The organism is Brevundimonas abyssalis TAR-001 (assembly GCF_000466985.1).
In the GTDB taxonomy this organism is placed as follows: domain Bacteria; phylum Pseudomonadota; class Alphaproteobacteria; order Caulobacterales; family Caulobacteraceae; genus Brevundimonas; species Brevundimonas abyssalis.
Genome location: NZ_BATC01000001.1, coordinates 1 through 22,710, shown reverse-complemented (window position 1 = coordinate 22,710; position 22,710 = coordinate 1). Strand labels below are relative to the sequence as shown.

The 22,710-nt window shown below is 69.5% G+C and carries 16 protein-coding genes and 2 pseudogenes; 15 read left to right on the top strand and 3 right to left on the bottom strand.

Features of this window, described 5'->3' with window-relative positions:
- The first annotated feature begins 61 nt into the window (after window positions 1-61).
- A complete protein-coding gene (locus MBEBAB_RS00090; protein WP_045318591.1) occupies window positions 62-457 on the top strand; it encodes a MerC domain-containing protein in 396 nt (131 codons plus the stop codon).
- Window positions 458-460: 3 nt separating this feature from the next.
- Here the strand turns inward: MBEBAB_RS00090 and MBEBAB_RS00085 are convergent, their stop codons facing one another.
- The 3 genes and pseudogenes from MBEBAB_RS00085 to MBEBAB_RS00075 form a co-directional block, all read right to left on the bottom strand.
- On the bottom strand, window positions 461-1,900 hold the full coding sequence (locus MBEBAB_RS00085) for an efflux transporter outer membrane subunit (RefSeq protein WP_021695863.1): 1,440 nt from the start codon (window positions 1,898-1,900) through the stop codon (window positions 461-463).
- Window positions 1,900-5,164: pseudogene (locus MBEBAB_RS18490) on the bottom strand (efflux RND transporter permease subunit). Before MBEBAB_RS18490 ends, MBEBAB_RS00085 begins: the two are co-directional and overlap by 1 nt.
- A 19-nt stretch (window positions 5,165-5,183) precedes the next feature.
- Window positions 5,184-6,260, bottom strand: coding sequence for an efflux RND transporter periplasmic adaptor subunit (locus tag MBEBAB_RS00075; protein WP_021695861.1), 1,077 nt, complete (start codon window positions 6,258-6,260; stop codon window positions 5,184-5,186).
- 254 nt (window positions 6,261-6,514) lie between these two features.
- Here MBEBAB_RS00075 and MBEBAB_RS00070 point away from each other — a divergent pair, with 254 nt between their 5' ends.
- From MBEBAB_RS00070 to leuB, 14 genes and pseudogenes are all read left to right on the top strand, one after another.
- Window positions 6,515-7,099: a TetR/AcrR family transcriptional regulator gene (locus MBEBAB_RS00070; RefSeq protein ID WP_052516683.1), complete on the top strand. Its 585-nt coding sequence runs from the start codon at window positions 6,515-6,517 to the stop codon at window positions 7,097-7,099.
- 97 nt (window positions 7,100-7,196) lie between these two features.
- Entirely contained in the window at window positions 7,197-9,812 is a 2,616-nt protein-coding gene (locus MBEBAB_RS15380) for a glucokinase (RefSeq protein ID WP_021695859.1), read from the top strand.
- Window positions 9,813-9,836: 24 nt separating this feature from the next.
- Window positions 9,837-10,937 (top strand): Gfo/Idh/MocA family protein, encoded by a 1,101-nt coding sequence (locus MBEBAB_RS00060; protein ID WP_021695858.1) that lies wholly within the window; start codon window positions 9,837-9,839, stop codon window positions 10,935-10,937.
- Window positions 10,938-11,038: 101 nt separating this feature from the next.
- Window positions 11,039-11,986, top strand: coding sequence for an SMP-30/gluconolactonase/LRE family protein (locus MBEBAB_RS00055; protein WP_052516682.1), 948 nt, complete (start codon window positions 11,039-11,041; stop codon window positions 11,984-11,986).
- A gap of 139 nt (window positions 11,987-12,125) precedes the next feature.
- Entirely contained in the window at window positions 12,126-12,275 is a 150-nt protein-coding gene (locus MBEBAB_RS16375) for a hypothetical protein (protein WP_158332105.1), read from the top strand.
- An 87-nt stretch (window positions 12,276-12,362) separates the two neighbouring features.
- Window positions 12,363-14,120, top strand: coding sequence for a dihydroxy-acid dehydratase (gene ilvD / locus MBEBAB_RS00045; RefSeq protein ID WP_021695855.1), 1,758 nt, complete (start codon window positions 12,363-12,365; stop codon window positions 14,118-14,120).
- A 5-nt stretch (window positions 14,121-14,125) separates the two neighbouring features.
- A complete protein-coding gene (gene ilvC / locus MBEBAB_RS00040; RefSeq protein ID WP_442778329.1) occupies window positions 14,126-15,133 on the top strand; it encodes a ketol-acid reductoisomerase in 1,008 nt (335 codons plus the stop codon).
- Window positions 15,134-15,160: 27 nt separating this feature from the next.
- Entirely contained in the window at window positions 15,161-16,855 is a 1,695-nt protein-coding gene (gene ilvG / locus MBEBAB_RS00035) for an acetolactate synthase 2 catalytic subunit (protein WP_021695853.1), read from the top strand.
- Window positions 16,855-17,106 (top strand): ACT domain-containing protein, encoded by a 252-nt coding sequence (locus MBEBAB_RS00030; protein ID WP_021695852.1) that lies wholly within the window; start codon window positions 16,855-16,857, stop codon window positions 17,104-17,106. The genes ilvG and MBEBAB_RS00030 overlap by 1 nt, the downstream gene beginning before the upstream one ends.
- Window positions 17,106-18,353 (top strand): 2-isopropylmalate synthase, encoded by a 1,248-nt coding sequence (locus tag MBEBAB_RS00025; RefSeq protein ID WP_021695851.1) that lies wholly within the window; start codon window positions 17,106-17,108, stop codon window positions 18,351-18,353. The genes MBEBAB_RS00030 and MBEBAB_RS00025 overlap by 1 nt, the downstream gene beginning before the upstream one ends.
- Window positions 18,337-19,290, top strand: a complete 954-nt coding sequence (locus MBEBAB_RS00020) for a branched-chain amino acid transaminase (RefSeq protein WP_021695850.1) — start codon at window positions 18,337-18,339, stop codon at window positions 19,288-19,290. The genes MBEBAB_RS00025 and MBEBAB_RS00020 overlap by 17 nt, the downstream gene beginning before the upstream one ends.
- A 152-nt stretch (window positions 19,291-19,442) precedes the next feature.
- A pseudogene (leuC, locus tag MBEBAB_RS00015) lies at window positions 19,443-20,866 on the top strand (3-isopropylmalate dehydratase large subunit).
- Window positions 20,859-21,446, top strand: coding sequence for a 3-isopropylmalate dehydratase small subunit (gene leuD, locus MBEBAB_RS00010; RefSeq protein ID WP_021695848.1), 588 nt, complete (start codon window positions 20,859-20,861; stop codon window positions 21,444-21,446). The pseudogene leuC and the gene leuD overlap by 8 nt, the downstream one beginning before the upstream one ends.
- A complete protein-coding gene (leuB, locus tag MBEBAB_RS00005) occupies window positions 21,446-22,546 on the top strand; it encodes a 3-isopropylmalate dehydrogenase (RefSeq protein WP_021695847.1) in 1,101 nt (366 codons plus the stop codon). The genes leuD and leuB overlap by 1 nt, the downstream gene beginning before the upstream one ends.
- Window positions 22,547-22,710 lie beyond the last annotated feature (164 nt).

Below are 22,710 nucleotides of genomic sequence, written 5' to 3'. Positions count from 1 at the left end.
GGGCGCATCTTGCGCTGGTGTTATAGAATAACATATGAGCGGGGTCATCGAAGGATTCCGCATGAACGCCCCCGCCGCAGCCCCCCGCGCCGTCGTCCGATCCTGGGGCGACATGGCCGCCATCGGCCTGTCCATGGCCTGCCTCGCCCATTGCCTGGCCCTGCCGGTGGCGGCGGCGTTCCTCCCCATGCTCGGCCTGGCCACGGAAGCGGCCTGGGCGCACTGGGCCTTCGTGGCCGTGGCGGCGCCGCTGTCCATCTGGACCCTGGCCTGGCCGCCGCGCGGGGCCCTGCGGCCTTTGCCCTTGTCGCTGGCGGCGCTGGGGCTGACGGCGCTGGTTCTGGGCGCGGCCGAGTGGCCCAGCCATGCCATGGAGACGCCGATCACCGTGGCCGGCGCCCTTCTGCTGAGCGCCGCCCACTGGATCAATCTGCGGCGACGACGTCACCGCTGCTGAGGACTACTCCGCAACACCCCATCCGCCCGCCAGAGCCTTGAACAGGGTGATCTGGTTATTGCTGACCTGAGCCTCTGACGCGGCCAGGGCGGCGTCGGCCTGGGCCAGGGTCCGCTGGGCGTCCAGCAGGGTCAGGAAGCTGTCGGCGCCGGCGTCGAAACGCAGCCGCGACAGCCGCTCGGCGTCCGCCGCGCGGTTCCGGGCCGTGGTCAGGGCCGCGCGACGGTCCAGTTCGTTGGCGTAGGCCGACAGGGCCGTCTCGGTCTCCTGCAGCGCCACCAGCACCGTCTGGTCGAAATTGGCCAGGGCGATGTCGGTCCCGGCCTCGGCCTGGGCAATGCGCGCGCGGATGGCGGCGATGTTGGGGAAGGACCAGCTGATCAAAGGTCCGACATTGAAGCGGAAGGCCGTATCGTCGCCGAGGTCGGACGCATCCAACGCGGTCGCGCCCAGAGACCCGCCGAGCTGGATGGTCGGATAGAGGGAGGCGACGGCCACGTTCACCCGTGCGGCGGCGCCGGCCAGCTCGCGTTCCGCCCGGCGCACGTCCGGCCGGCGGGCCAGCAGGGCCGCCCCGTCGCCGATGGGGACGGGCTGGGTCAGCTGGGGCGGACGGGCGCAGTCGCGCGCGGCCTGGCTGGCCTCGGCCGGGGTGACCCCGGTGAGGGTGGACAGGCGGAACAGGGCGGCGTCGCGCTGGGCCCTCAGGGGCGGCAGGGTGGCGCGGGTGGACTGCAGCGCCGAGTCCGCGCGGGCGGTGTCCAGCCCGGTGCCCCGGCCCAGATCCAGCAGGCGCTGGGTGAGGTCGGCGGTTTCCTGCTGCAGCCCGATGGTGCGCTCGGTGACCGCGATCCGGGCGTTGGCGGAACAGGCGTCGGCGTAGGCGCGCGCCGTTTCAGCCGCCACAGTGACCTGAACCACCTCCAGCGCGGCCTGGGCCGCGTCGGCGTCGGCGCGGGCGGCGCGAATGGCCGAGGACACCCGTCCGAACAGGTCGATCTCATAGGCCACGTCCAGACCCACGTCATAGGTCTCGCCCTCGTCCAGCGGTCCGGTCGCCGCCGGATCGACGGCGTAGGCGGACTGGCGGCCGTACTGGCCTGACGCGCCCACGCTGGTGGACGGCAGGCGGGCGGAACGCGCCTCGCTCAGCGACGCGCGCACCAGACGCAGGTTGGCAGCGGCGGCTTCCAGTTCGTTGTTCTCGGCCAGGGCCTGGAGCACCAGGCCGTCCAGCACGGGATCATCGTACAGACGCCACCAGTCGCTGCGGGCCTGGGCGGGGCTGACCTGCGTGGTCAGCCCCTGGCCGATGAAGGCGCCGAGGCAGGGGGGGGGGAGGGTGGCCTCGGGCGCCCCTGGCCCCACCGCGCACGCCGACAGGAGAGCCGTTGCGCAGGCGGCGGAGAGGAAACGGGCGGAAGTGGACAGGCGGGGGGTCATCAGTGGTCTCCGGTCCGGCCGGCGGCAGGCGCCGGCGCGTCAGGATCATAGGGGTCGTGGGGCGGCGCGCCGTAGGTGGTGGGCAGGTCGCGGTCCTTCTCGGGGGCCCTGGGCAGCTTGCCCGAAATCCAGCGGGAGATGACGTAGAACACCGGCGTGAAGATCAGGCCGAACAGGGTCACCCCGACCATGCCGAACACCACCGCCACGCCCAGGGCCTGACGCATCTCCGCGCCCGGACCCGTGGCGATGGCGAGGGGCAGCACGCCGAAGATGAAGGCGAAGGACGTCATCAGGATCGGCCGCAGACGGGTGCGCGCGGCGCGGACCGCGGCGTCCCAGCGGTTCAGCCCGTCGTTCTCCTCGGCCTGTTTGGCGAACTCCACGATCAGGATGGCGTTCTTGGCCGCCAGCGCGATCAGAACCACCAGGCCCACCTGGGTCAGGATGTTGTTGTCCATCCCGTTCAGATTGACCCCGATCAGGGCCGCCAGGATGCACATGGGCACGATCAGGATGACCGCCAGCGGCAGGGTGAAGGCCTCGTACTGGGCGGCCAGCACCAGGAACACGAACACCACCGCCATCAGGAAGATCATGGTCGAGGATGAGCCCGACTGCTGCTCCTGATAGGCCAGGCCGGTCCATTCATAGCTGAACCCGTCCGGCAGAGCCTGGGCGGCCATGGCCTCCATCGTGGCCAGCGCCTGTCCGGACGAGACGCCCGGGGCGGCCTGTCCCTGAAGCTCGGAGGCCGGGAACATGTTGTAGCGGACCACACGCGCCGGGCCGGAGTCGTTGCTCAGCGTCGCTACCGAACCGATCGGAACCATGGCGCCCGAGGATGAGCGGGTCTGAAGGTTGGCGATGTCGGAGATGTCGTCGCGGTAGGCGGGCTCGGCCTGGGCGGTGACGCGGAAGGTGCGGCCCAGATAGTTGAAGTCATTGATGTAGGACGAGCCCAGATAGATGCCGAGGGTGTCGTACACATCGGCGGGCTGGACCCCCATCATCAGGGCGCGGTCGCGGTCCACGTCGGCCTGAATGCGCGGCGTGCCGGTGTTGTACAGGCTGAACACCTGCTGCACCTGATCCGGCGTCTGGGCGGCGGCGCCCATCATGGCGTAGGTGGCGCCTTGCAGAGCCTCATAGCCGGCGCCGGAACGGTCCTGAACCATCATGACGAAGCCGTTGCCGTTGCCGAGACCCTGCACCGCGGGCGGTGCGATCATGAAGATCTGCGCTTCCTCGATGGCGCCGGCGGCCATGCTGAGCTGCCCGGCCAAGGCCGAGGCCGTGAGCTCGGGCGCCGAACGTTCGCCGTGATCAGCCAGACGGATGAACATGGTCGCGGAGTTCGAGCCCGCCGAGAAGCTGGTGCCGTCCAGACCTGCGAAGGCGGCCACATCGACGACGCCCTCGGTCGCGCGGACGATCTCCACGGCGCGGGTCATGGCGGCCTCGGTGCGGTCCAGCGAGGCGCCGGGCGGCAGTTGCACCACGCCAATGAGGAAGCCCTGATCCTGCTCGGGGATGAAGCCGGTGGGCGTGTCCATCAGCCGCCACCCGGTCAGGGCCAGCAGACCCACATAGATGATCAGCACGATGGAGACGGTGCGCACGAGCCGTGCGGTCAGGCGGCCGTAGCGGTCCGACAGCCAGTCGAATCCCTGATTGAATTTGGCGCCCGCCATGCCGAGGTAGTGGAACCCGGTCCCGATGGGGCCGCGTTTGCGGGCGTCGCGTCGTGAGGCTTGTGCGGCTTCAGCAGCAGGGCGGCCAGGGCCGGCGACAGGGTCAGCGAAACCAGCAGGGAAATCATGGTGGCGCCGGCGATGGTGACGGCGAACTGGCGATAGAAGATGCCCGGGATGCCCGACACGAAAGCCGTCGGCACGAACACCGCGACCAGCACCAGGCTGATGGCGATCAGGCGCCGGACACCTCGCGCATGGACTTGTAGGCGGCCTCGCGCGGGGTCAGGCCTTCGCGGATATAGCGCTCCACGTTCTCCACCACGATGATGGCGTCATCGACCACGATGCCCACAGCCAGCACCAGGGCGAACAGGGACAGGGAATTGATCGAGAAGCCCAGCGCCAGCTGGATGGCGAAGGTGCCGACCAGGGCCACGGGAATGGCGATGATCGGGATGATCGCCGCGCGCCAGGTCTGCAGGAAAACCAGCACCACGATCATGACCAGGAAGATGGCCTCGATCAGGGTGTGCTGCACCGCCTCGACCGAGTGCTCGACGTATTCGGTCGGGTTGTAGGGAATGGAATAGGTCATGCCGGGCGGGAAGTCGCCGGACAGGGCCTCGATCTCCTCGAGGACCGCGTGGGCGGTGTTCAGGGCGTTGGCGCCCGGTTGCTGGACGATGGCCATGCCCACGCCGCGCTCGCCGGAGAAATAGCCCCGGATGCCGTAGTCCTGGGAGCCCAGCTCGACCCGCGCCACATCGCGGACGCGGGTGACACGGCCCTCGGCGTCGGTCTTGATGACCACATCGGCGAACTGTTCGGGATCCGACAGCCGGCTTTGCACCTGCACGGGCAGCTGGAAGGCGGAGGCGTTGTCCGTATAGGGCGGCTGGCCGATGGCGCCGGCTGCGGCCTGGGTGTTCTGGCCGCGCAGGGCGTTGATGATCTCGGGCGCCGTCAGGTTGCGCGCCGCGGCCTTGGCCGGGTCGATCCAGATGCGCATGGCGTAGTTGCCGCCGCCGAAGATCTGGACCTGGCCCACGCCCTCAATGCGCAGCATGCGGTCACGCAGCGTCGAGTTGGCGTAGTTGCCCATGTAGTCGACGTCGAGGCTCTCGTCCGGCGAGGTCAGGGCGACCAGCAGCAGGAAGTCGGTGGCCTGCTTGTTCACTGTCACGCCGATCTGGCGCACTTGTTCCGGCAGGCGCGGTTCGGCCAGGGCGACCCGGTTCTGGACCAGCACCTGGGCCGCATCCAGATCCGTGCCCGGCTGGAAGGTGACGGTCACCGCCACCACCCCGTCGGAGGTGGACGAGGAGGACATGTAGAGCATGTTCTCGACGCCGTTCACCTCCTGCTCGATGGGCGCGGCGACGGTCTCGGCCAGGGTCTCGGCCGAGGCGCCGGGATAGGCGGCCTGGATCGCGATGGTGGGCGGCGCGATCTCCGGATACTGCGACAGCGGCAGCAGCGGGTAGGCGAAGGCGCCGATCAGGGTGATGACCACCGAGATGACGATCGCGAAGATCGGCCGGTCGATGAAGAAGCGTGAGAAATTCATGGCGTGGAGCCTGTCCCGATCAGTCGGCGATGGTCGCGGTGGACGCCGCCTGGGCGGTGGTCACCGGCTGCGACTCTTCACGCGGCTCGATGGTGATTTCGGTGTTCTGGGGCGTCACCGGCTGGCCGGGCTGGGCCCGTTGCAGGCCGTTGACGATGACCCGGTCGTCGGGCGCCAGGCCAGCGCGCACGACCCGCAGTCCGTCCACCGTCGGACCCAGCTGAACGGGCTTGCCCGCCACCACGCCGTCGGCGCCGACCACATAGACCAGGCGGCGCGGGCCGTCGGTGACGATGGCGGTCTCGGGCACCAGCAGGGCCTGATAGGCCTCCGAGCCGGCGACGCGGGCGTGGCCGAACATGCCGGGCGTCAGGAAGCCGTCGGCGTTGTTCACCACCGCGCGCAGGCGGATGGTGCCGGAGGAGGCGTCGATGGCGTTGTCGGTGAAGTCCAGCGTGCCGGACCAGCGATAGTCGCCCTCGTCCTGCAAGCGGATGCGCACCGGGGCGCCGCCGCCGGAGCGGGCGTCGCGCTGGTACTTCAGCAGCAGGGCTTCGGAACCTTCGAAAGTGAAGTGGATCGGGCCGCCGGACACGATGGTGGTGAGGACGTCGGCGGCCGACGACCCCCCGGCCACCAGATTACCCACGTCCACACGGCGGTCCGACACACGGCCGGACGACGGGGCGGTGACGCGGGTGAATTCCAGATCCAGTTGGCGCGCGCGGGCATTGGCCTGGGCGCCGGCCAGGGCGGCTTCGGCCTGGCTGACCGCGGCGCGGGCGCTGTCGAACTCGGCCTGGGACACGGCCTGGGCCTCCAGCAGTCCCTCGGCGCGGGCGAATTCGGCGCGGGCCAGGTTCAACTGGGCCTCGGCCTGCGCCACCGAAGCGCGGGCGGAGGCCAGGGCGGCCTGGGCCGGGCGGGGGTCGAGGGTGAACAGAAGTTGGCCGCGCTGGACCATCTGCCCGTCGCGGAAGTGGACGGCCTGGATGTAGCCGCCCACCCGGGCGCGCACGTCCACGGTCTGAACGGCCTCGAAACGGCCGACGAACTCGTCCCAGTCGGTGACCTGGCGCGCCAGGGGGGTGGCCACGGAAACGGGGGCGGCGGCGGCGGGGCCTGACCCTCGGCGGGGTCTCCACAGCCGGAAAGGACGAGCAACGCAAAAGCGCTCGCGGCGATCACGCGGTACGGTCGCATGGGGTCTTCTCCTGTCGGGACGGACCACGTATGCGATGGGGAGATCGCCGCGAGTCAACGTCTGATGACTTACTGCTCGCGATGGCCTATGTTTGTCAACAGTCGTTGACTTCAAAAACTGTGACGCTTGTTCCGACTGACTGGAGATTGGTTCTGACCGACTGTTCCGCAAGACCCAGAAACGCCGCGAACACGCGGGTGCGGATTCTGGAATCCGCCCGCGAACTGTTCTCCCATAAGGGATACGACGAGGTGGGCATGCGCGACATCGGCCGTGAGGCCGGTGTCGATGCGGCCCTGGTGTCCCGCTATTTCGGCTCCAAGGAGGACCTGTTCGCCGAGGTGCTGCGCAGTTGCGGCGATGCGAAGGACTGGTTCGAGGGCGACCGCACCGACTTCGGCCGCGAGCTGGCTTATGAGCTGGTCTATGATCCGTCCGAGATGGATGACTGCAAGCTGGACGGCCTGCTCATCATGCTGCGCTCCATGGGGTCGCAGAAGGCGGCGGAGATCATTCGCCAGTCAACGCACGAGCGATTCTATGCGCCGTTCATCAAATGGCTGGGCGGCGAGGACGTGGAAGTCCGCTCGCGGATGGTGCTGGGGGTCCTGATGGGCATGGCGCTGAGCCGCGACATGGCCGGCGGTTATGGCCTGTCGGAAGAAGACACCGCCAAACTGTGCGAGCGGCTGGCCGTTCTGTTCCAGAACTGCATCGATGGCGATTGCTGAGCGAAAATCCGGACGCTGAGGAATTCGCCGAACGCTGAAATCTTTTCCTTAACCTTGTTAGCGCTCTCATTGCTGAAAAGGCACTGGGGAGAGCGCCTTGGACAATCACGCCCTGCTGGCCTTCGTTGGCCCGGAAGCCTGTCGGTTCGCCTTGATGGAGGCGACCGGCGATCGCCCGCGCCTGTCCCAGTATCGGGAGGTTCCGGTCCGGCTGGGCGACAGCCTCTGTAGCCTGATGAGCGCTTATGCGCTGGGCCTGGGCCGTCCGCTGCCGTCCCGCCTCGGCCTGGCCGTCGCGGCCCCGGTCAACGACGAGCGGATCACCGTGACCCAGTCGGGCTGGTCCTTCACACGCCACGAGCTTTGCGAGACCTTCGGTTTCGAGACCCTGTCGCTGATCAATGACGCGGCGGCGGCGGCCTTGTCGCTGCAGTGGCTGGAGGCCGGGGACACCCTGGCCATCGGAGCGGCGGACGCGCCGGTGGGAGGACTGGCTGAAGGACGCTATGCGGTGGTCAGCGCCGATTTCGGCCTGGGTGTCTCGGCCGTGGAGATCGGGCCGGACGGCTGCCGGGTGATCGATACCGAGGCGGGCCACCTGGCCTTCGCCCCGGACAATGCGGAGGAGTTCGAATTGCTGGCCCGGCTGGGCGCGGTGTTCGGACGGGTGTCCTACGAACGGCTGATCTCCTGGCCTGGACTGGCCAATGTGCATGAGGCGCTGGCGCGGGCGCCCGGCGCGCGGCCTGACGAGCCGCTGGATCCGCTGGAGGTGGCGCTGTACGCGCGCACGGGCGCCGATCCCCACTGCCGCGAGGCGCTGGACCGGTATCTGGCGGTGCTGGGGGATTTCGCGGGGGCGTCGGCGCTGGCGCTCGGCGCCAATCAGGGCGTGTTCCTGACCGGCCGCGCCATGGTGGAGATGCAGGACCAGATCGCCGCCAGCCGGTTCCGCGAGCGTTTCGAGGCCAAGGGCCGGTTGAGCGGGGTGGTGGCGCGCCTGCCGGTGTGGGCCGTGGTCAATCCGGGCGCGGTGCTGATCGGGGCGGCCCGCAAGCTGACCACCGACCGGGCGCGGGCCGAGGCGCCCATGCTGATCCCGCCGTCACCGCCCAAGGGGGCCGCGCCGCCGCCTTCAAGACCGGCGGACCGGAAGTTGGTGCGGCGGCTGGGGCAGCCGCTGCTGGATGCGGTGGCCAGCGGTTTGCTGGTGGTGGATTCTGATCTCAACATCGTGGCCTCCAACGAGCGCTTCTGGGCCGGATCGGCTGCGCCGGAAGCTCTGAGACGGCCGGGCGCGCCGGTGGAGCCGTGCCTGAAGGCTCTGGCCGAACTGGGCGAATGGCGGGCCGAGGACGTGGAGACGGCGCTGGGCCGGCTGCGCAGCGCCGAGCCCTTCGTCATCGAGCGTCAGGGGTTCGGCGGGCGCGTCACCCGGGACGAGGCCCTGCCCATTGCCTCGGGCGGCTGGATCATCACGGCCGAGGATGTCACCGTCGTAGCCCGCCGGGCGCGCGAGCTTCAGGATCTGGCCGCGGATCTGCGCGACGCCAAGAGGGACGCCGAGGCCGCCAACGAGGCCAAGTCCGCCTTCCTGGCCACCATGAGCCACGAGATCAGGACGCCCCTGAACGGGGTGCTGGGGATGACCCAGGCCATGGCGCATGACGAACTGTCGCCGATTCAAGCCGAGCGGCTGAGCGTCATCCGACAATCTGGAGAGTGCCTGCTGGCCATCCTCAACGACATCCTCGACCTGTCCAAGATCGAGGCGGGCAAGCTGGAGCTTGAGGAGACCGACTTCGATCTGGAGGCGCTATTGCTGGGCGCCCGGTCCACCTTCACCGCCCTGGCCAACAAAAAGGGCCTGTCGTTTGATCTGACGGTGGCGCCCGAGGCCCTGGGGGTCTGGCGGGGTGATCCGACGCGGGTGCGCCAGATCCTGTACAATCTGATCTCCAACGCCCTGAAGTTCACCGAACAGGGCGAGGTGCGGGTGGCCGCAGCGTGTGATGGCGACGCCTTGACCCTGACGGTGACGGACACCGGCATCGGCATTCCAGAACCGTGCCTGAAGGGTCTGTTCGACAAATTCGTCCAGGCCGACGCCTCCACCACCCGGCGCTATGGCGGCACGGGGCTGGGCCTGGCCATCACGCGCCAACTGGCGGAGCTGATGGGCGGCGGGATCGTGGTGTCGAGCGCGGAAAGCAAAGGAACGGTGTTCACCGTGCGCCTGACCTTGCCGCGCGGCGAGGCCGTGACGACGGCCGGCGAGGCGCCCGCGCCCGCCCCTCTGACCGCCGAGCGAGGGCTGAAGGTGTTGGCGGCCGAGGACAACACCGTCAACCAGCTGGTGCTCAAGACCCTGCTGCACCAACTGGGGGTGGACCTGACCGTGGTGGATGACGGGCTGGAGGCGGTGGAGGCGTGGGGGCGAGAACCCTGGGATCTGATCCTGATGGACGTGCAGATGCCCCGCATGGACGGCCCCGGCGCCGCGCGCGCCATCCGGGCGGCCGAGGCGATGACGGGCCGTGCGCGCACGCCCATCATCGCCCTGACCGCCAATGTCATGACACATCAGGTGGCGGAGTATCTGGGCGCGGGCATGGATCGTTGTGTGGCCAAGCCCCTGCAGATCGGCGCCCTGGTGGAGGCCATGACCGCCGTGACGTCGCCCGACTATGACGCCCAGGCTGATGCGGCCTGACCTGCCACACTTGAGGAGACGCCCATGAGCCTGCCCACGAACCGTCGATCCGTCCTCGCGGGGGCGGGGGCCCTGACCGGCAGTCTGATAGCGGGCGGCCGTGCGCTCGGTCAGGAGCCCCGCAAGCTGGGCTACGCCATCGTGGGTCTGGGCGGATACGCCAACATCATCATGCCGCGCTTCGCCGAGTGCCGGCATTCGCGGCTGACGGCGCTGGTCAGCGGCGATCCGGCCAAGGCGCGGCGCATCGCGGCTGAATATGGCGTGCCCGAGCGCAACATCTACGACTATGCGAACTTCGATCGCATTCGCGACAATCCGGATGTGGACATCGTCTATGTGATCCTGCCGGTGGCGCTGCATCATGAGTACACCCTGCGGGCGGCGGCGGCGGGCAAGCACGTGCTGTGCGAAAAGCCCATGGCCATGAACGCCGGCGAGGCCGCCGAGATGATCGCGGCCTGCGACGCGGCGAACGTGAAGCTGATGATCGGTTATCGCTCGTGGTTCGAGAGCCACAACCGAGAGGCCATGCGCATGACGGCCGCGGGCGAACTCGGGCCGCTGCGGCTGGTGACGTCACAGCACGGGTTCAATATCGGCGATCCGAACCAGTGGCGGCTGGACCCTGCCCTGTCGGGCGGCGGCTCGATGATGGACATCGGCATCTACAGCCTGCAGTCGGCCCGCTATCTGAGCGGCGAGGAGCCGGTGGAGGTCGCCGCTTTCGAACAGACCGATCGGTCGGACCCCCGTTTCCGCGCGGTGGAGGACACCCTGCTGTTCCAGCTGCGCTTTCCGTCCGGCGCCGTGGCCGACGGCGTGTCGTCCTACAGCTCCCACCACGGGCGGTCGCGGGCCGTGGGGGCGGCGGGCTGGCTGGATATGGAGCCGGCCACGGGTTACGGCGGCCACCGGATGCGCGTCCATCTGGAGGGGCGCACCCGCGAGCATGAGCCGCCGATCCTGCCCCTGAACCAGTTCTCCGGCCAGCTGGATCACCTGTCGCAGTGCGTGCTCACCGGCGCCGAGCCCATTGTGCCGGGCGAGGAAGGCCTGCGGGATATGCGCATCATCGACGGCATGTATCAGGCCGCGCGCGAGCGCCGGCCGGTGGCAATATGACCGGCCAGCGAGATGGTCTCGCGAGGATCGGGCGGCGCGGCGTTCTCGCGGGCGGGGCGGGGGCCGCCGCCTTGGGCATCATGGGATGTGGAGGCGGTCGGATGACCAGCATGGAACGCCAGAGCGTGGGCGGCGTGCATCGCCTGTCGCCGGAGATGGATTCCATCATCGCGCCCGGCGCCCGGGTGGAGGTGCTGGCCGAGGGGTTCGACTGGGCCGAGGGGCCGGTCTGGGTGGAGGCGGGCGGCTATCTGCTGTTCACCGACGTGCCGCAGAACGTGATCTGGCGCTGGTCGGAGACGGGCGGGTTGTCGGAGTTCATGCGGCCCTCCGGCTTCGACGGCGAGGATGGTTCGCACCTGCGCGAACCGGGCGCAAACGGTCTGGTCATCGAGCCGGCCGGGACGCTGCTGATGTGCGATCATGGCAACCGGTCCCTGTCGCGGGTCGATCTGGCCACGCGCGAGAAGACCATCGTCGTGGACCGGTTCGAGGGGCGGCGCTTCAACAGTCCCAACGATCTGGTGATCCACCGGTCCGGCGCGGTCTATTTCACCGACCCGCCCTATGGGCTGGAGGGGATGAATGAGTCCCCCGTCAAGGAACTCGCGCACAACGGCCTCTATCGGATGGCGCCGCACGGCGCGGTGACGCTGGTCGACGACGCCCTGACCTTTCCCAACGGCGTCGCGCTGTCGCCGGATCACGGCACGCTCTATGTGGCCGTGTCCGATCCCGAGGGGCCCGTGGTGATGGCCTATGAGCTTGACGAGGCCGGCGGGGCGCGTGCCTCGCGCGTGCTCTTCGACGCCGCGCCGCTGATGGGGCCGGATGCGCCGGGCCTGCCGGACGGGCTGAAGGTGGACGCCCGGGGGCGCATTTTCACCACCGGCCCGGGCGGCGTGCTGGTGCTGACGCCTGAGGGGGAACTGCTGGGCGTCATCGACACGGGACGGGCGACTGCCAACTGCGCCTTCGGCCCGGGAGGGGCGAGCCTGTTCATGACGGCGGATGATCGGCTGACGCGAGTGGCTCTGATACCGGCCTGACGCCCCGCCTCAAGGCTGCGGTGAAAAAATGCCACAGACGGTGGTTGAAGCTCGCTAATTGGAAAATTGTGCCTTTGCCCTGTTGCACCGCACAGGGAATTGATGTCTCTTGCCGTCATCGCAGACCAAGGCTGACGACGTGAACAACCGCGCGCCCATCACTGGACAGACCCGGACGGCCATCGCCGCCGTGCGTCCGCATGTGGCTGTCGACGGCCTGAAAACCCTTATCCTGATTACCGTACTGGTGCTCGTGCTTCTTGGAAGTGCGGGGCTGCACGCGACCTGAACTCAAACCTCAGGACCGCTCGCACAGCCCCGCTTCCACCGGAAGCGGGGTTTTTCGTGTTTGGGCGGTCCGGATCAGCCGGAACCGATGACGCAAAATTCTTCCTCACCTTCGTCCCCGCCCAACCGCCGTAGCGCGGCGGTGACGCGCGGCCCGAACCGGGCGGCGGCGCGCAGCTATCTGCGGGCCGCAGGCATGGACGACGCCGATTTCGAGCGGCCGATGATCGCGGTGGTCAACACGTGGTCGTCGGTGACGCCCTGCAACATGCATCTGGACCGGCTGGCCGACGATGTGCGCCGGGGCATCCGCGAGGCGGGCGGCTGGCCGGTGGACTTCAACACCATCGTCGTCACCGACGGCATCAGCATGGGCACGCCGGGCATGAAGGCGTCCCTGATCAGCCGCGAGGTGATCGCCGACTCCATCGAGCTGGCGGTGCAGGGCCATCAGCTGGACGGGGTCGTCTGCATCGTCGGCTGCGACAAGACCATCCCGGCCGCAGCCATGGCCCTGGCGCGGATGGATATCCCCGGCCTGGTCTATTACGGCGGCACCATCATGCCGGGCCGGATCGGCCAGAAGGAAATCTCGGTCCAGGAGATCTTCGAGGCCATCGGCGCCCACGGCGCCGGTGCGCTGGATGACGCCGGGCTGAAGGCGGTCGAGGTGGCGGCCTGTCCCGGCGCCGGAGCCTGTGGCGGCCAGTTCACCGCCAACACCATGGCCATGGCCCTGAGCGTCATGGGCCTGTCGCCCATGGGCGCCAATGATGTGCCGGCGGTTCATCCCGACAAGGGCGAGCAGGGCGAGCGCTGCGGCCGTCTGGCGGTGGAGCTGACCGTCAAGGGGATCAGCGCCCGCGCGTTCATCACCCCCCGGTCACTGATGAACGCGGCGGTGGCGGTGTCGGCCTCGGGCGGCTCGACCAACGCGGTGCTGCACCTGACCGCCATCGCGGCGGAGGCGGGCGTGCCGTTCGGGGTCGAGGACTGCCACTTCGCCTGCGAGACCACCCCGGTCATCTGCGACCTGAAGCCGGGCGGGCAGTTCCTGGCACACCACCTGTTCGTGGCCGGCGGCACCCGTCTGGTGGCCCAGCGGCTGGCCTGGGCGGGCAAGATCGCCGATGCGCCCACCGTCTCAGGCCGCTCGCTGTTCGAGGAGGCCGCCGAGGCCGAGGAAGCCCCGGGCCAGAAGGTCATCACCGACTTCGACCGCCCGGTCATGGCGCGCGGCAGCTATGCGGTCATCTACGGCGACCTGGCCCCCGAGGGCGCGGTCATCAAGCTGACCGGCCACAAGGTCGATCGCTTCGAGGGACCGGCCAAGGTCTTTGATCGCGAGGAGGACGCCTTTGAGGCGGTCCAGTCCGGCGCGGCGGGCGAGGGCGACGTGATCATCATCCGCCACGAGGGACCGCGCGGCGGCCCGGGCATGCGCGAGATGCTGCAGGTCACCGCCGCCCTGAAGGGCCGCAAGATCGAGAACGTGGCCCTGATCACCGACGGCCGGTTCTCGGGCGCGTCCTACGGCTTCGTGGCCGGGCACGTGTCGCCGGAAGCCGCCGTGGGCGGACCCATCGCGCGGGTCCGCGACGGCGACCGGGTCACCATCGACGTCACCAACCGCCGCATCGATGTGGACGCCGACCTGGGCGCGCGCGCGCCGACGACGTCCGACCGCGAGGCGCCGACAGGGGTCTTCGCCAAATACGCCGTTCTGGCGGCCTCCGCCTCGCAGGGCGCGGTCACCATTCCCAATCCGCCGCCGGCGCGCACCGCCGATTCCTTCCAGGGCCGGCCTCGCGCCGCCAGCACCCAGACCGCTCACGAGGACGCCTGATGCCCATCACCATCTACACCAACGAAGACATTCGGCCCGGCGCCATCGCCGGCCAGCGCATCGCCATCATCGGCTATGGCAGCCAGGGTCGCGCCCATGCGCAGAACCTGAAGGACTCCGGTCACGACGTGATAGTCGGCGTCCGCGAGGGCGGCAAGGGCTGGAAGAACGCGGCCGCGGACGGGGTGCCGACCGCCGAGCCGGCCGAGGCGGTCAAGGGCGCCGACATCATCGCCATCCTGACCCCGGACATGATCCAGGGCGAGGTCTACCGAGACATCATCGAGCCGAACGCCAAGCCCGGCGCGGCCATCCTGTTCGCCCACGGCTTCTCGATCATCTACGACCGGGTCACCCCGCGCGAGGACATGGACGTGATCCTGGTGGCGCCCAAGGGCCCCGGCGATCTGGTCCGCCGCGAATATGCGCGCGGCCGCGGCGTGCCCAGCCTGTTCGCCATCGAGCGGGACGCCACGGGCAAGGCCCGGGACCGGGCCATGGGCTACGCCAAGGGCATCGGCGGCGCCACCGGCGGCCTGCTGGAGACCAGCTTCCGCGAGGAGACCGAGACCGACCTGTTCGGCGAACAGGCCGTGCTGTGCGGCGGCGCCAAGGAGCTGGTCATGTCCGGGTTCAACACCCTGGTCGAGGCCGGGTACCAGCCCGAGATCGCCTATTTCGAATGCCTGCACGAGCTGAAGCTGATCGTGGACCTGTTCTACGAGGGCGGCGTCACCAAGATGCACGAGTTCATCAGTGAGACCGCCAAATACGGCGCGGTCGCCTCGGGCCCGCGGGTGATCAACGACGAGACCCGCGCGCGCATGAAGGAGATCCTGGAGGACATCCAGTCGGGCCAGTTCGCCCGCCAGTGGATCGCCGAGAACGAGGCCGGAAAGGGCCAGTACGAGGCCTGGCTGAAGGCTGACTACGAGCACCCCATCGAACAGACCGGCGCCCGCCTGCGCGAACGCATGGCCTGGCTGCACGCCGCCAAGTCCGAAGCGGCCTGAAGCCAGAGGATCGCTGAAAGCATCACCATGACCGCCGCCGCCCTGAAACAGCCCGACGCCGCCACAGCCCCCCAGACGGGCGCGCGCCTGCTCGTCTCCAGCCTGGAGGCGATGGGCGTGGATGTGTTGTTCGGCTATCCGGGCGGGGCGATCATGCCGGTCTATGACGCCCTGACCGGCTCGTCCCTGCGCCACATCCTGGTGCGTCACGAGCAGGGCGCCGCCTTCGCCGCCGACGCCTATGCCCGCTCGTCGGGCAAGGTGGGGGTGTGCATGGCCACCTCGGGCCCCGGCGCCACCAATCTGATCACCGGCATCGCCAACGCCATGATGGATTCGGTGCCCATGGTCTGCATCACCGGCAATGTGGCCACCGGCCTGATGGGCACGGATTCCTTCCAGGAGATCGACATCCTGGGCTGCACCCTGCCCATCGTGAAGCACAGCTGGATCGTGCGAGACGCCGCCGACATCCCCTCGGTGGTGGCCGAGGCGTTCCGGGTGGCGAAGGAAGGCCGGCCCGGTCCGGTCCTGATCGACCTGCCCAAGGACATCCAGTTCGCCGAGGTCGCCCAGCCCTTCGCCGCGCCGATCTTCAACGACCCGGTGGAGGCGGCGGACCATGCCGCGATCCGCGAGGCCGAGGCCGCTATCCGCGCCGCCGAGCGTCCGGTCCTGTACGTGGGCGGCGGCGTCAAGATCGCCGGGGCGGTGGATGAACTGCGCGCCTTCTTCGGTCGCACCGGCATCCCGGCGGTGGCGACCCTGAACGCCCTGGGCACGATCCCCACGGGCGCGCACGGCTTCCTGGGCATGATCGGCATGCACGGCACGCGCGCCGCCAACGAGGCGGTGCAGGAAGCCGACCTGCTGGTGGTTCTGGGCGCCCGGTTCGACGACCGGGCCACGGGCAAGCTGGCCGAGTTCGCGCCCCACGCCCGCATCGTCCACTACGACATCGACCCGGCGGAAATCTCCAAGCTGCGGGAGGCGACGGTTGCGGTGGTCGGCGATCTGAAGGCGAGCCTGGCGGCCACGGATCCGGGACCGCTGGCCATCGATCCGTGGATCATGCGCTGCATGGCCCGGGCCCAGCGCCACGCCGCCCGCTATGACGCGCCGGGCGACGGGGTCTATGCGCCGGCCCTGCTGAAGGAGCTGTCCGAGCGCGCCGGGGACGACTTCGTCGCCGCCTGCGACGTGGGCCAGCACCAGATGTGGGCGGCCCAGCATTGCCGCTTCTCGCGCCCCGAGGCGCATCTGACGTCGGGCGGTCTGGGCGCCATGGGCTTTGGCCTGCCCGCCGGATTGGGCGCCAAGCTGGCGCGGCCGGACGCCCAGGTGGTGACCATCGCCGGGGACGGCGGCTTCATGATGAACATCCAGGAGCTGGCGACCCTGCGCCGCTACGGGATCAACCTGAAGATCGTGCTGCTGGACAACGCCTCGCTGGGCCTGGTGCGCCAGTGGCAGTCGCTGTTCTTCAACGAGAACTATTCCGAGGTCGACCTGTCGGACAATCCGGACTTCGTGGCGGTGGCCCAGGCCTTCGGCGTCGAGGCCTTCCGAATTAGCCGGCGCGAGGAGGTCTCCGCCGGAATCCAGCGGCTGCTGGACGCGCCCGGCCCCTGCCTCGCGCACGTCGTGATCGATCCCAGGGAAAACGTCTGGCCGCTGGTGCCGCCGGGCAAGTCAAACGCAGAAATGATGGAGGGCGCCTGATGAGCGACACCATACACATCCAGATCGACCGGGCCGACGGCTCGCTGCAGCGTCTCATCGGACTGGTGGAGCGCCGGGGCTTTCATATCGACGGGCTGAGCCTGACCGACGAGGGCGTCATGCGCCGCGCGGCCATCACCGTGCGGGGGCGCGACGACAGCCGCTGCGCCGAGGTCCTGCGCCGCCAGATCGACCGGCTGATCGGCGTCAGCCGCATCGACGCCGTCGTCATGCAGTCGGAGGCCGCGTGATGGCCGACGTATCAAGACCCGTATCCCGCACCGCGGAGCTGGCGGCGTCGGACCCCAACCGCGTCATCGTCTTCGACACCACCATGCGGGACGGGGAGCAGGCGCCGGGATTCTCCATGTCCACAGCGGCCAAGCTGCGCATGGCCGAGGCCCTGCGCGATCTGGGCGTGGACGTGATCGAGTCCGGCTTCGCCGCCGCCTCGCCCGGCGACGAGGAAGCCATGCGGCGCGTGGCCGGAGAGGTGGAGGGGCCGGTGTTCTGCTCGCTGTCCCGGTCCAGTGAGAAAGACATCGACGCGGCGCACCGCGCCCTGTCGCCGGCGCCGAAGACGCACCGCCGCTGCCACATCTTCCTGGGGACGAGCCCCATCCACCGCTCGGCCAAGCTGCGCATGAGCACCGACGAGGTGCTGGCCGCCGCCGTCCGTTCGGTGGCCTACGCCCGGACCCTGTTCGACGACGTGGAGTTCTCCGCCGAGGACGCCTTCCGCACCGAGCCGGCGTTTCTGGCCGAGGTGATGGAGGCCGCCGCGGACGCCGGGGCCCAGACCCTGAACGTGCCCGACACGGTGGGCTACGCCACGCCGGACGAGGTGCGGGCGCGCTATGCGGACCTGATCGCCCGCATCCGTCCGAAGCATCCGCACGCGGTGTTCTCGGCCCACTGTCACGACGACCTGGGGCTGGCCGTGGCCAACTCCCTGGCGGCGGTGGAGGCCGGGGCGCGGCAGGTTGAAGGCGCCATCAACGGCATCGGCGAACGGGCGGGCAACGCCTCGCTGGAAGAGGTCATCATGGCCCTGCGCACCCGGGCGGACCGCTATGACGTGACCACTGGCGTGGACTGCCGCCATCTGGTGCGGACCAGCCGCCTGCTGTGCGAGATCACCGAGAGCCCGGTGGTGCGCAACAAGGCCATCGTCGGCATCAACGCCTTCGCCCACGAAGCCGGCATCCACCAGCACGGCATGATGGCCGACGCGCGCACCTACGAGATCATGCGCCCCGAGGACGTGGGCTTCGAGGGCAGCTTCTTCGTGCTGGGCAAGCACTCGGGCCGCCACGCGGTGGCCAAGCGCGCCGCCGTGCTGGGCCACGACCTGACCGGGGGCGTGCTGGCCGAGGTATTCGCCGGCTTCAAGCGCCGCGCCGACGAGATCGGCGAGATCAACGACACGGAGCTGACGGCCATCATCGCCGCCGCCGCCGACCGACAGGAAAGACCCGCCTATGCCGCCGCTGGCTGACTACATCTGGATGAACGGCGAGATGACGCCCTGGGCCGAGGCCAAGGTCCACGTCATGAGCCACGCCCTGCACTACGGCACCTCGGTGTTCGAGGGCATCCGCGTCTATGACACCCCGGACGGGCCGCAGGGCTTCCGCCTGACCGACCATGTGCGCCGCCTGTTCGACAGCGCGCGCATCTATCACTTCGCCCTGCCTTTCACCGAGGACGAGGTGCTGGACGCCTGCAAGGCCATCGTGCGGGCCAACGGCCTGAAGGGCGCCTATCTGCGGCCCATCGCCTTTCTGGGCGAGTGCGGCATGGGGGTGACCCCGGCCAAGCCGCAGGTGGACGTGACCATCGCCGCCTTTCCGTGGGGCGCCTATCTGGGCGACGAGGCGCTGGAGAAGGGCATGGACGCCTGTGTCTCGTCCTGGCAGCGCGCTGCGCCCAACACCGTCCCGACCGGGGCCAAGGCGGGAGGCAACTATCTGTCGTCCTATCTGATCGGGCGCGAGGCGCGGGTGGGCGGCTTCGGCGAGGGCATCGGCCTGGGCGTGGACGGCCGTCTGTCCGAGGGGGCGGGCGAGAACCTGTTCATCGTGCGGGAGGGGCGCATCCTGACGCCCTCGGCGGCGTCCTCGATCCTGATGGGCATCACCCGCGACACGGTCCTGCAACTGGCCCGTGATCAGGGCGTCGAGGTGGTGGAGCAGAGCCTGCCGCGCGAGATGCTGTACCTGGCCGACGAGATCTTCATGACCGGCACGGCGGCGGAGATCACCCCGGTGCGCTCGGTGGACGGGATCGCCACCCGCGCGAACGGGCCGGGGCCGGTGACCAAGGCGCTGAACGCCGCCTTCCGGGGCCTGTTCACCGGCGACACGCCGGACCGCCACGGCTGGCTGGAGCCGGTCTACGAGGGTGCGACGGCGCGGGAGGCGGCCTATGCATAGTCCTCCTTTCCGCTCATCCCCGCGAAAGCGGGGACCCAGTTCTGTCCAGCATGGCGCCGGCGTTTCTGGCCAAACGGGTCGTGGGTGCGCCGTGACGGATCATCACCCAAAGCACTGGGTCCCCGCTTTCGCGGGGATGAGCGGGGTGTGTGATGTCTGAGCCCCGCACCCTCTACGAAAAGGTCTGGGACCGACACGTGGTCTCGGCCGAGACGGCGGAGACGCCCGCCGTCCTGTATGTGGACCTCCACCTGGTGCACGAGGTGACCAGCCCGCAGGCTTTCGCGGAGATCGAGCGGAGGGGCCTGACGGTGCGTCGCCCGGACCGCACCTTCGCCACCCTCGACCACTCCACCCCGACCCTGCCGGCGGGCCCGGACGGGGAGCGGCCCTACTACACCCCCGCCAGCAAGGCGCAGGTGGAGACGCTGGAGCGCAACTGCGCCCGGCACGGGGTGTCGCTGGCCGGATGGGACTCGGATCAGCGCGGCGTGGTGCATGTGATGGGGCCCGAACTGGGCCTGACCCAGCCGGGCATGACCGTGGTCTGCGGCGACAGCCACACCGCCACCCACGGCGCCTTCGGGGCGCTGGCCTTCGGCATCGGCACCTCCGAAGTGGGCCATGTGCTGGCCACCCAGTGCCTGCTGCAGCGCAAGGCGAAGACTCTGCGCGTGACGGTGGATGGAACCCTGGCGCCGGGGGTGTCGGGCAAGGACGTGGCCCTGGCGGTGATCGCCGCCCTGGGGTTCGGCGGGGGCACAGGCTACGTCATCGAATATGCGGGCGAGGTGATCCGCGCCCTGGACATGGAAGGGCGCATGACCCTGTGCAACATGTCCATCGAGGCGGGCGCCGGGCGGGCATGATCGCTCCGGATCAGGTCACCGTCGACTGGCTGCGCGGCCGCCGTCATGCGCCGCAGGGTGAGGCGTTCGAACGGGCCGCGACGGACTGGCTGAGCCTGGCGTCGGACCCCGGTGCGGTGTTCGACAAGGAGGTCCGGCTGGACGGCGACGCCATCCGGCCCATGGCCACCTGGGGCACCACGCCGGACGCGGGCGTCGCCATCGGTGCGGCGCCGCCCGAGCCGAGATCGGAAAATGACCGCAAGGCCCTGGCCTATATGGGCTTCGAGGCGGGCCGGGCGACGACTGACTATCCGGTGGACGTGGTCTTCATCGGCAGCTGCACCAATGGACGTCTGCCAGACCTGCGCGCGGCCGCCGCCATCCTGAAGGGCCGCCGGGTCAAGCCGGGGGTGCGGGTGCTGGTGGTGCCCGGCTCCGAGGCCGTGCGCCGCGACGCCGAGGCCGAAGGCCTGCACACGGTGTTCACCGAGGCGGGGGCCGAATGGCGCATCCCCGGCTGCTCCATGTGTCTGGCCATGAACGGCGACATGGTGGGGCCGGGCCAGCTGGCGGTGTCCACCTCCAACCGCAATTTCGAGGGCCGCCAGGGCCCGGGCGCGCGCACCATCCTGGCCAGCCCGGCCACGGCCGCGGCCAGCGCCGTCATGGGCGTGCTGACCGACCCAAGGGTGTTCATGTCCGCCGAGGAGACTGTTCATGCCTGAGCCTCTGAAGACGCTGACCTCGGGTACGGTGGTGTTCAGCCAGTCCAACATCGACACGGACCAGATCATCCCCGGCCGGTTCCTGACCACCACCACCCGCGAGGGGCTGGGCGCGCACGCCTTCCACGACTGGCGCTATGAGGCCGATGGATCGGTCAAGCCCGAGGCGGTGCTGAACCGCATCGATCCCACCGAGCACCGCATCCTGATCGCGGGGGACAATTTCGCCTGCGGCTCGTCGCGCGAGCACGCGCCCTGGGCCCTGCTGGACTATGGCTTCCGGGCGGTGGTCTCCACCTCCATCGCCGACATCTTCACCTCCAACGCCCTGAAGAACGGGCTGCTGCCCGTCGTGGTCAGCCAGGCGGTGTGGGACGATCTGGCCGCCCATCCGGACCAGCCGGTGACCATCGACCTGGAGGCCGAAACCATCCGCCGGGGCAACGCCGAGCCGACGCCCTTCCGGGTGGAGTCCTTCGCCCGCCAGTGCCTTCTGGACGGGGTGGACGCCATGGGCTGGCTGACCGCCCGACTGCCCGACATTGAAGCCTTTGAACGCCGACAACAGGAAACCGCGTGATGCCCCCCTTTCAGGACCATACCATCGTCGTGCTGCCCGGAGACGGGGTCGGGCCCGAGGTCACGGCCGTGGCGTGCGCCGTGCTGGACAGCATCGGCGACTTCTACGGCCATCGCTTCACCTATCAGGAACACCTGATCGGCGGGGCGGCCATCGACGCCACCGGCGAGCCCCTGCCCGACGCGACGCGCGACGCCTGCAGGGCCGCCGATGCGGTGCTGCTGGGCGCGGTGGGCGGCCCCAAATGGGACGGCGGCAAGCGTCGGCCGGAGGAAGGCCTGCTGGCCATCCGCAAGGCCATGGGCCTGTACGCCAACCTGCGGCCGCTGCAGGTCTCGCCGGTGATGGCCCACCGCTCGCCGCTGAAGAAGGAGATCGTGGAGGGCGTGGACCTGATCGTGTTCCGCGAGCTGACCGGCGGCATCTATTTCGGCGAGAAGACCCGCACCGACACTACCGCCTCGGACCTGTGCGTCTATTCGGTGGAGGAGATCGAGCGGGTGGCTCGCGCCGCCTTCCAGACCGCCCGCCAGCGGCGCGGCAAGGTCACCTCGGTGGACAAGGCCAACGTCATGGAGACCAGCCGCCTGTGGCGCGAGGTGGTCACCCGCATCCAGGCCGAGGAGTATCCCGACATCACCCTGGAGCACGCCCTGGTGGACTCCATGGCCATGCACCTGATCAGGAAGCCCCGCGAGTACGACGTGATCCTGACCGAGAACATGTTCGGCGACATCCTGTCGGACGAGATCTCGGTGCTGGGCGGGTCCATCGGCCTGTTGCCGTCGGCCTCGCTGGGGACCGAGGGGCCGGGGCTGTTCGAGCCCATTCACGGCTCGGCGCCGGACATCGCCGGGCAGGACCTGGCCAATCCCGTGGGCATGGTCCTGTCCGCGGCCCTGATGCTGCGCCACTCCCTGAAGCTGGAGGACGAGGCCGACGCCATTGAGGCGGCGGTGGCGGCGGTGCTGGCCGCCGGCGCGGTCACGGCGGATCTGGGCGGGGAGCTGGGCTGCCGCGCCGCAGGTGACGCCATCTGCGACGCCATCCGCGCCATCCACTGGGCCGCCGCCCACCGGGTCCAGATGCACTGGGCCTGACCCTTTCGAGTTTCGCGCCCCGCCCCACGGGACCGCGAAAGGCCCGCGCGTCGTCGCCCCCAAATGCCGGCGCGCGTCAGCCGAAGCCCCTGCCGGTTCCCTGAGCCGCCGGCAGGGGTTTCTTTATTTGGCCCTACCGCTCAGCGCGCGGCGCCTCGCTGCTT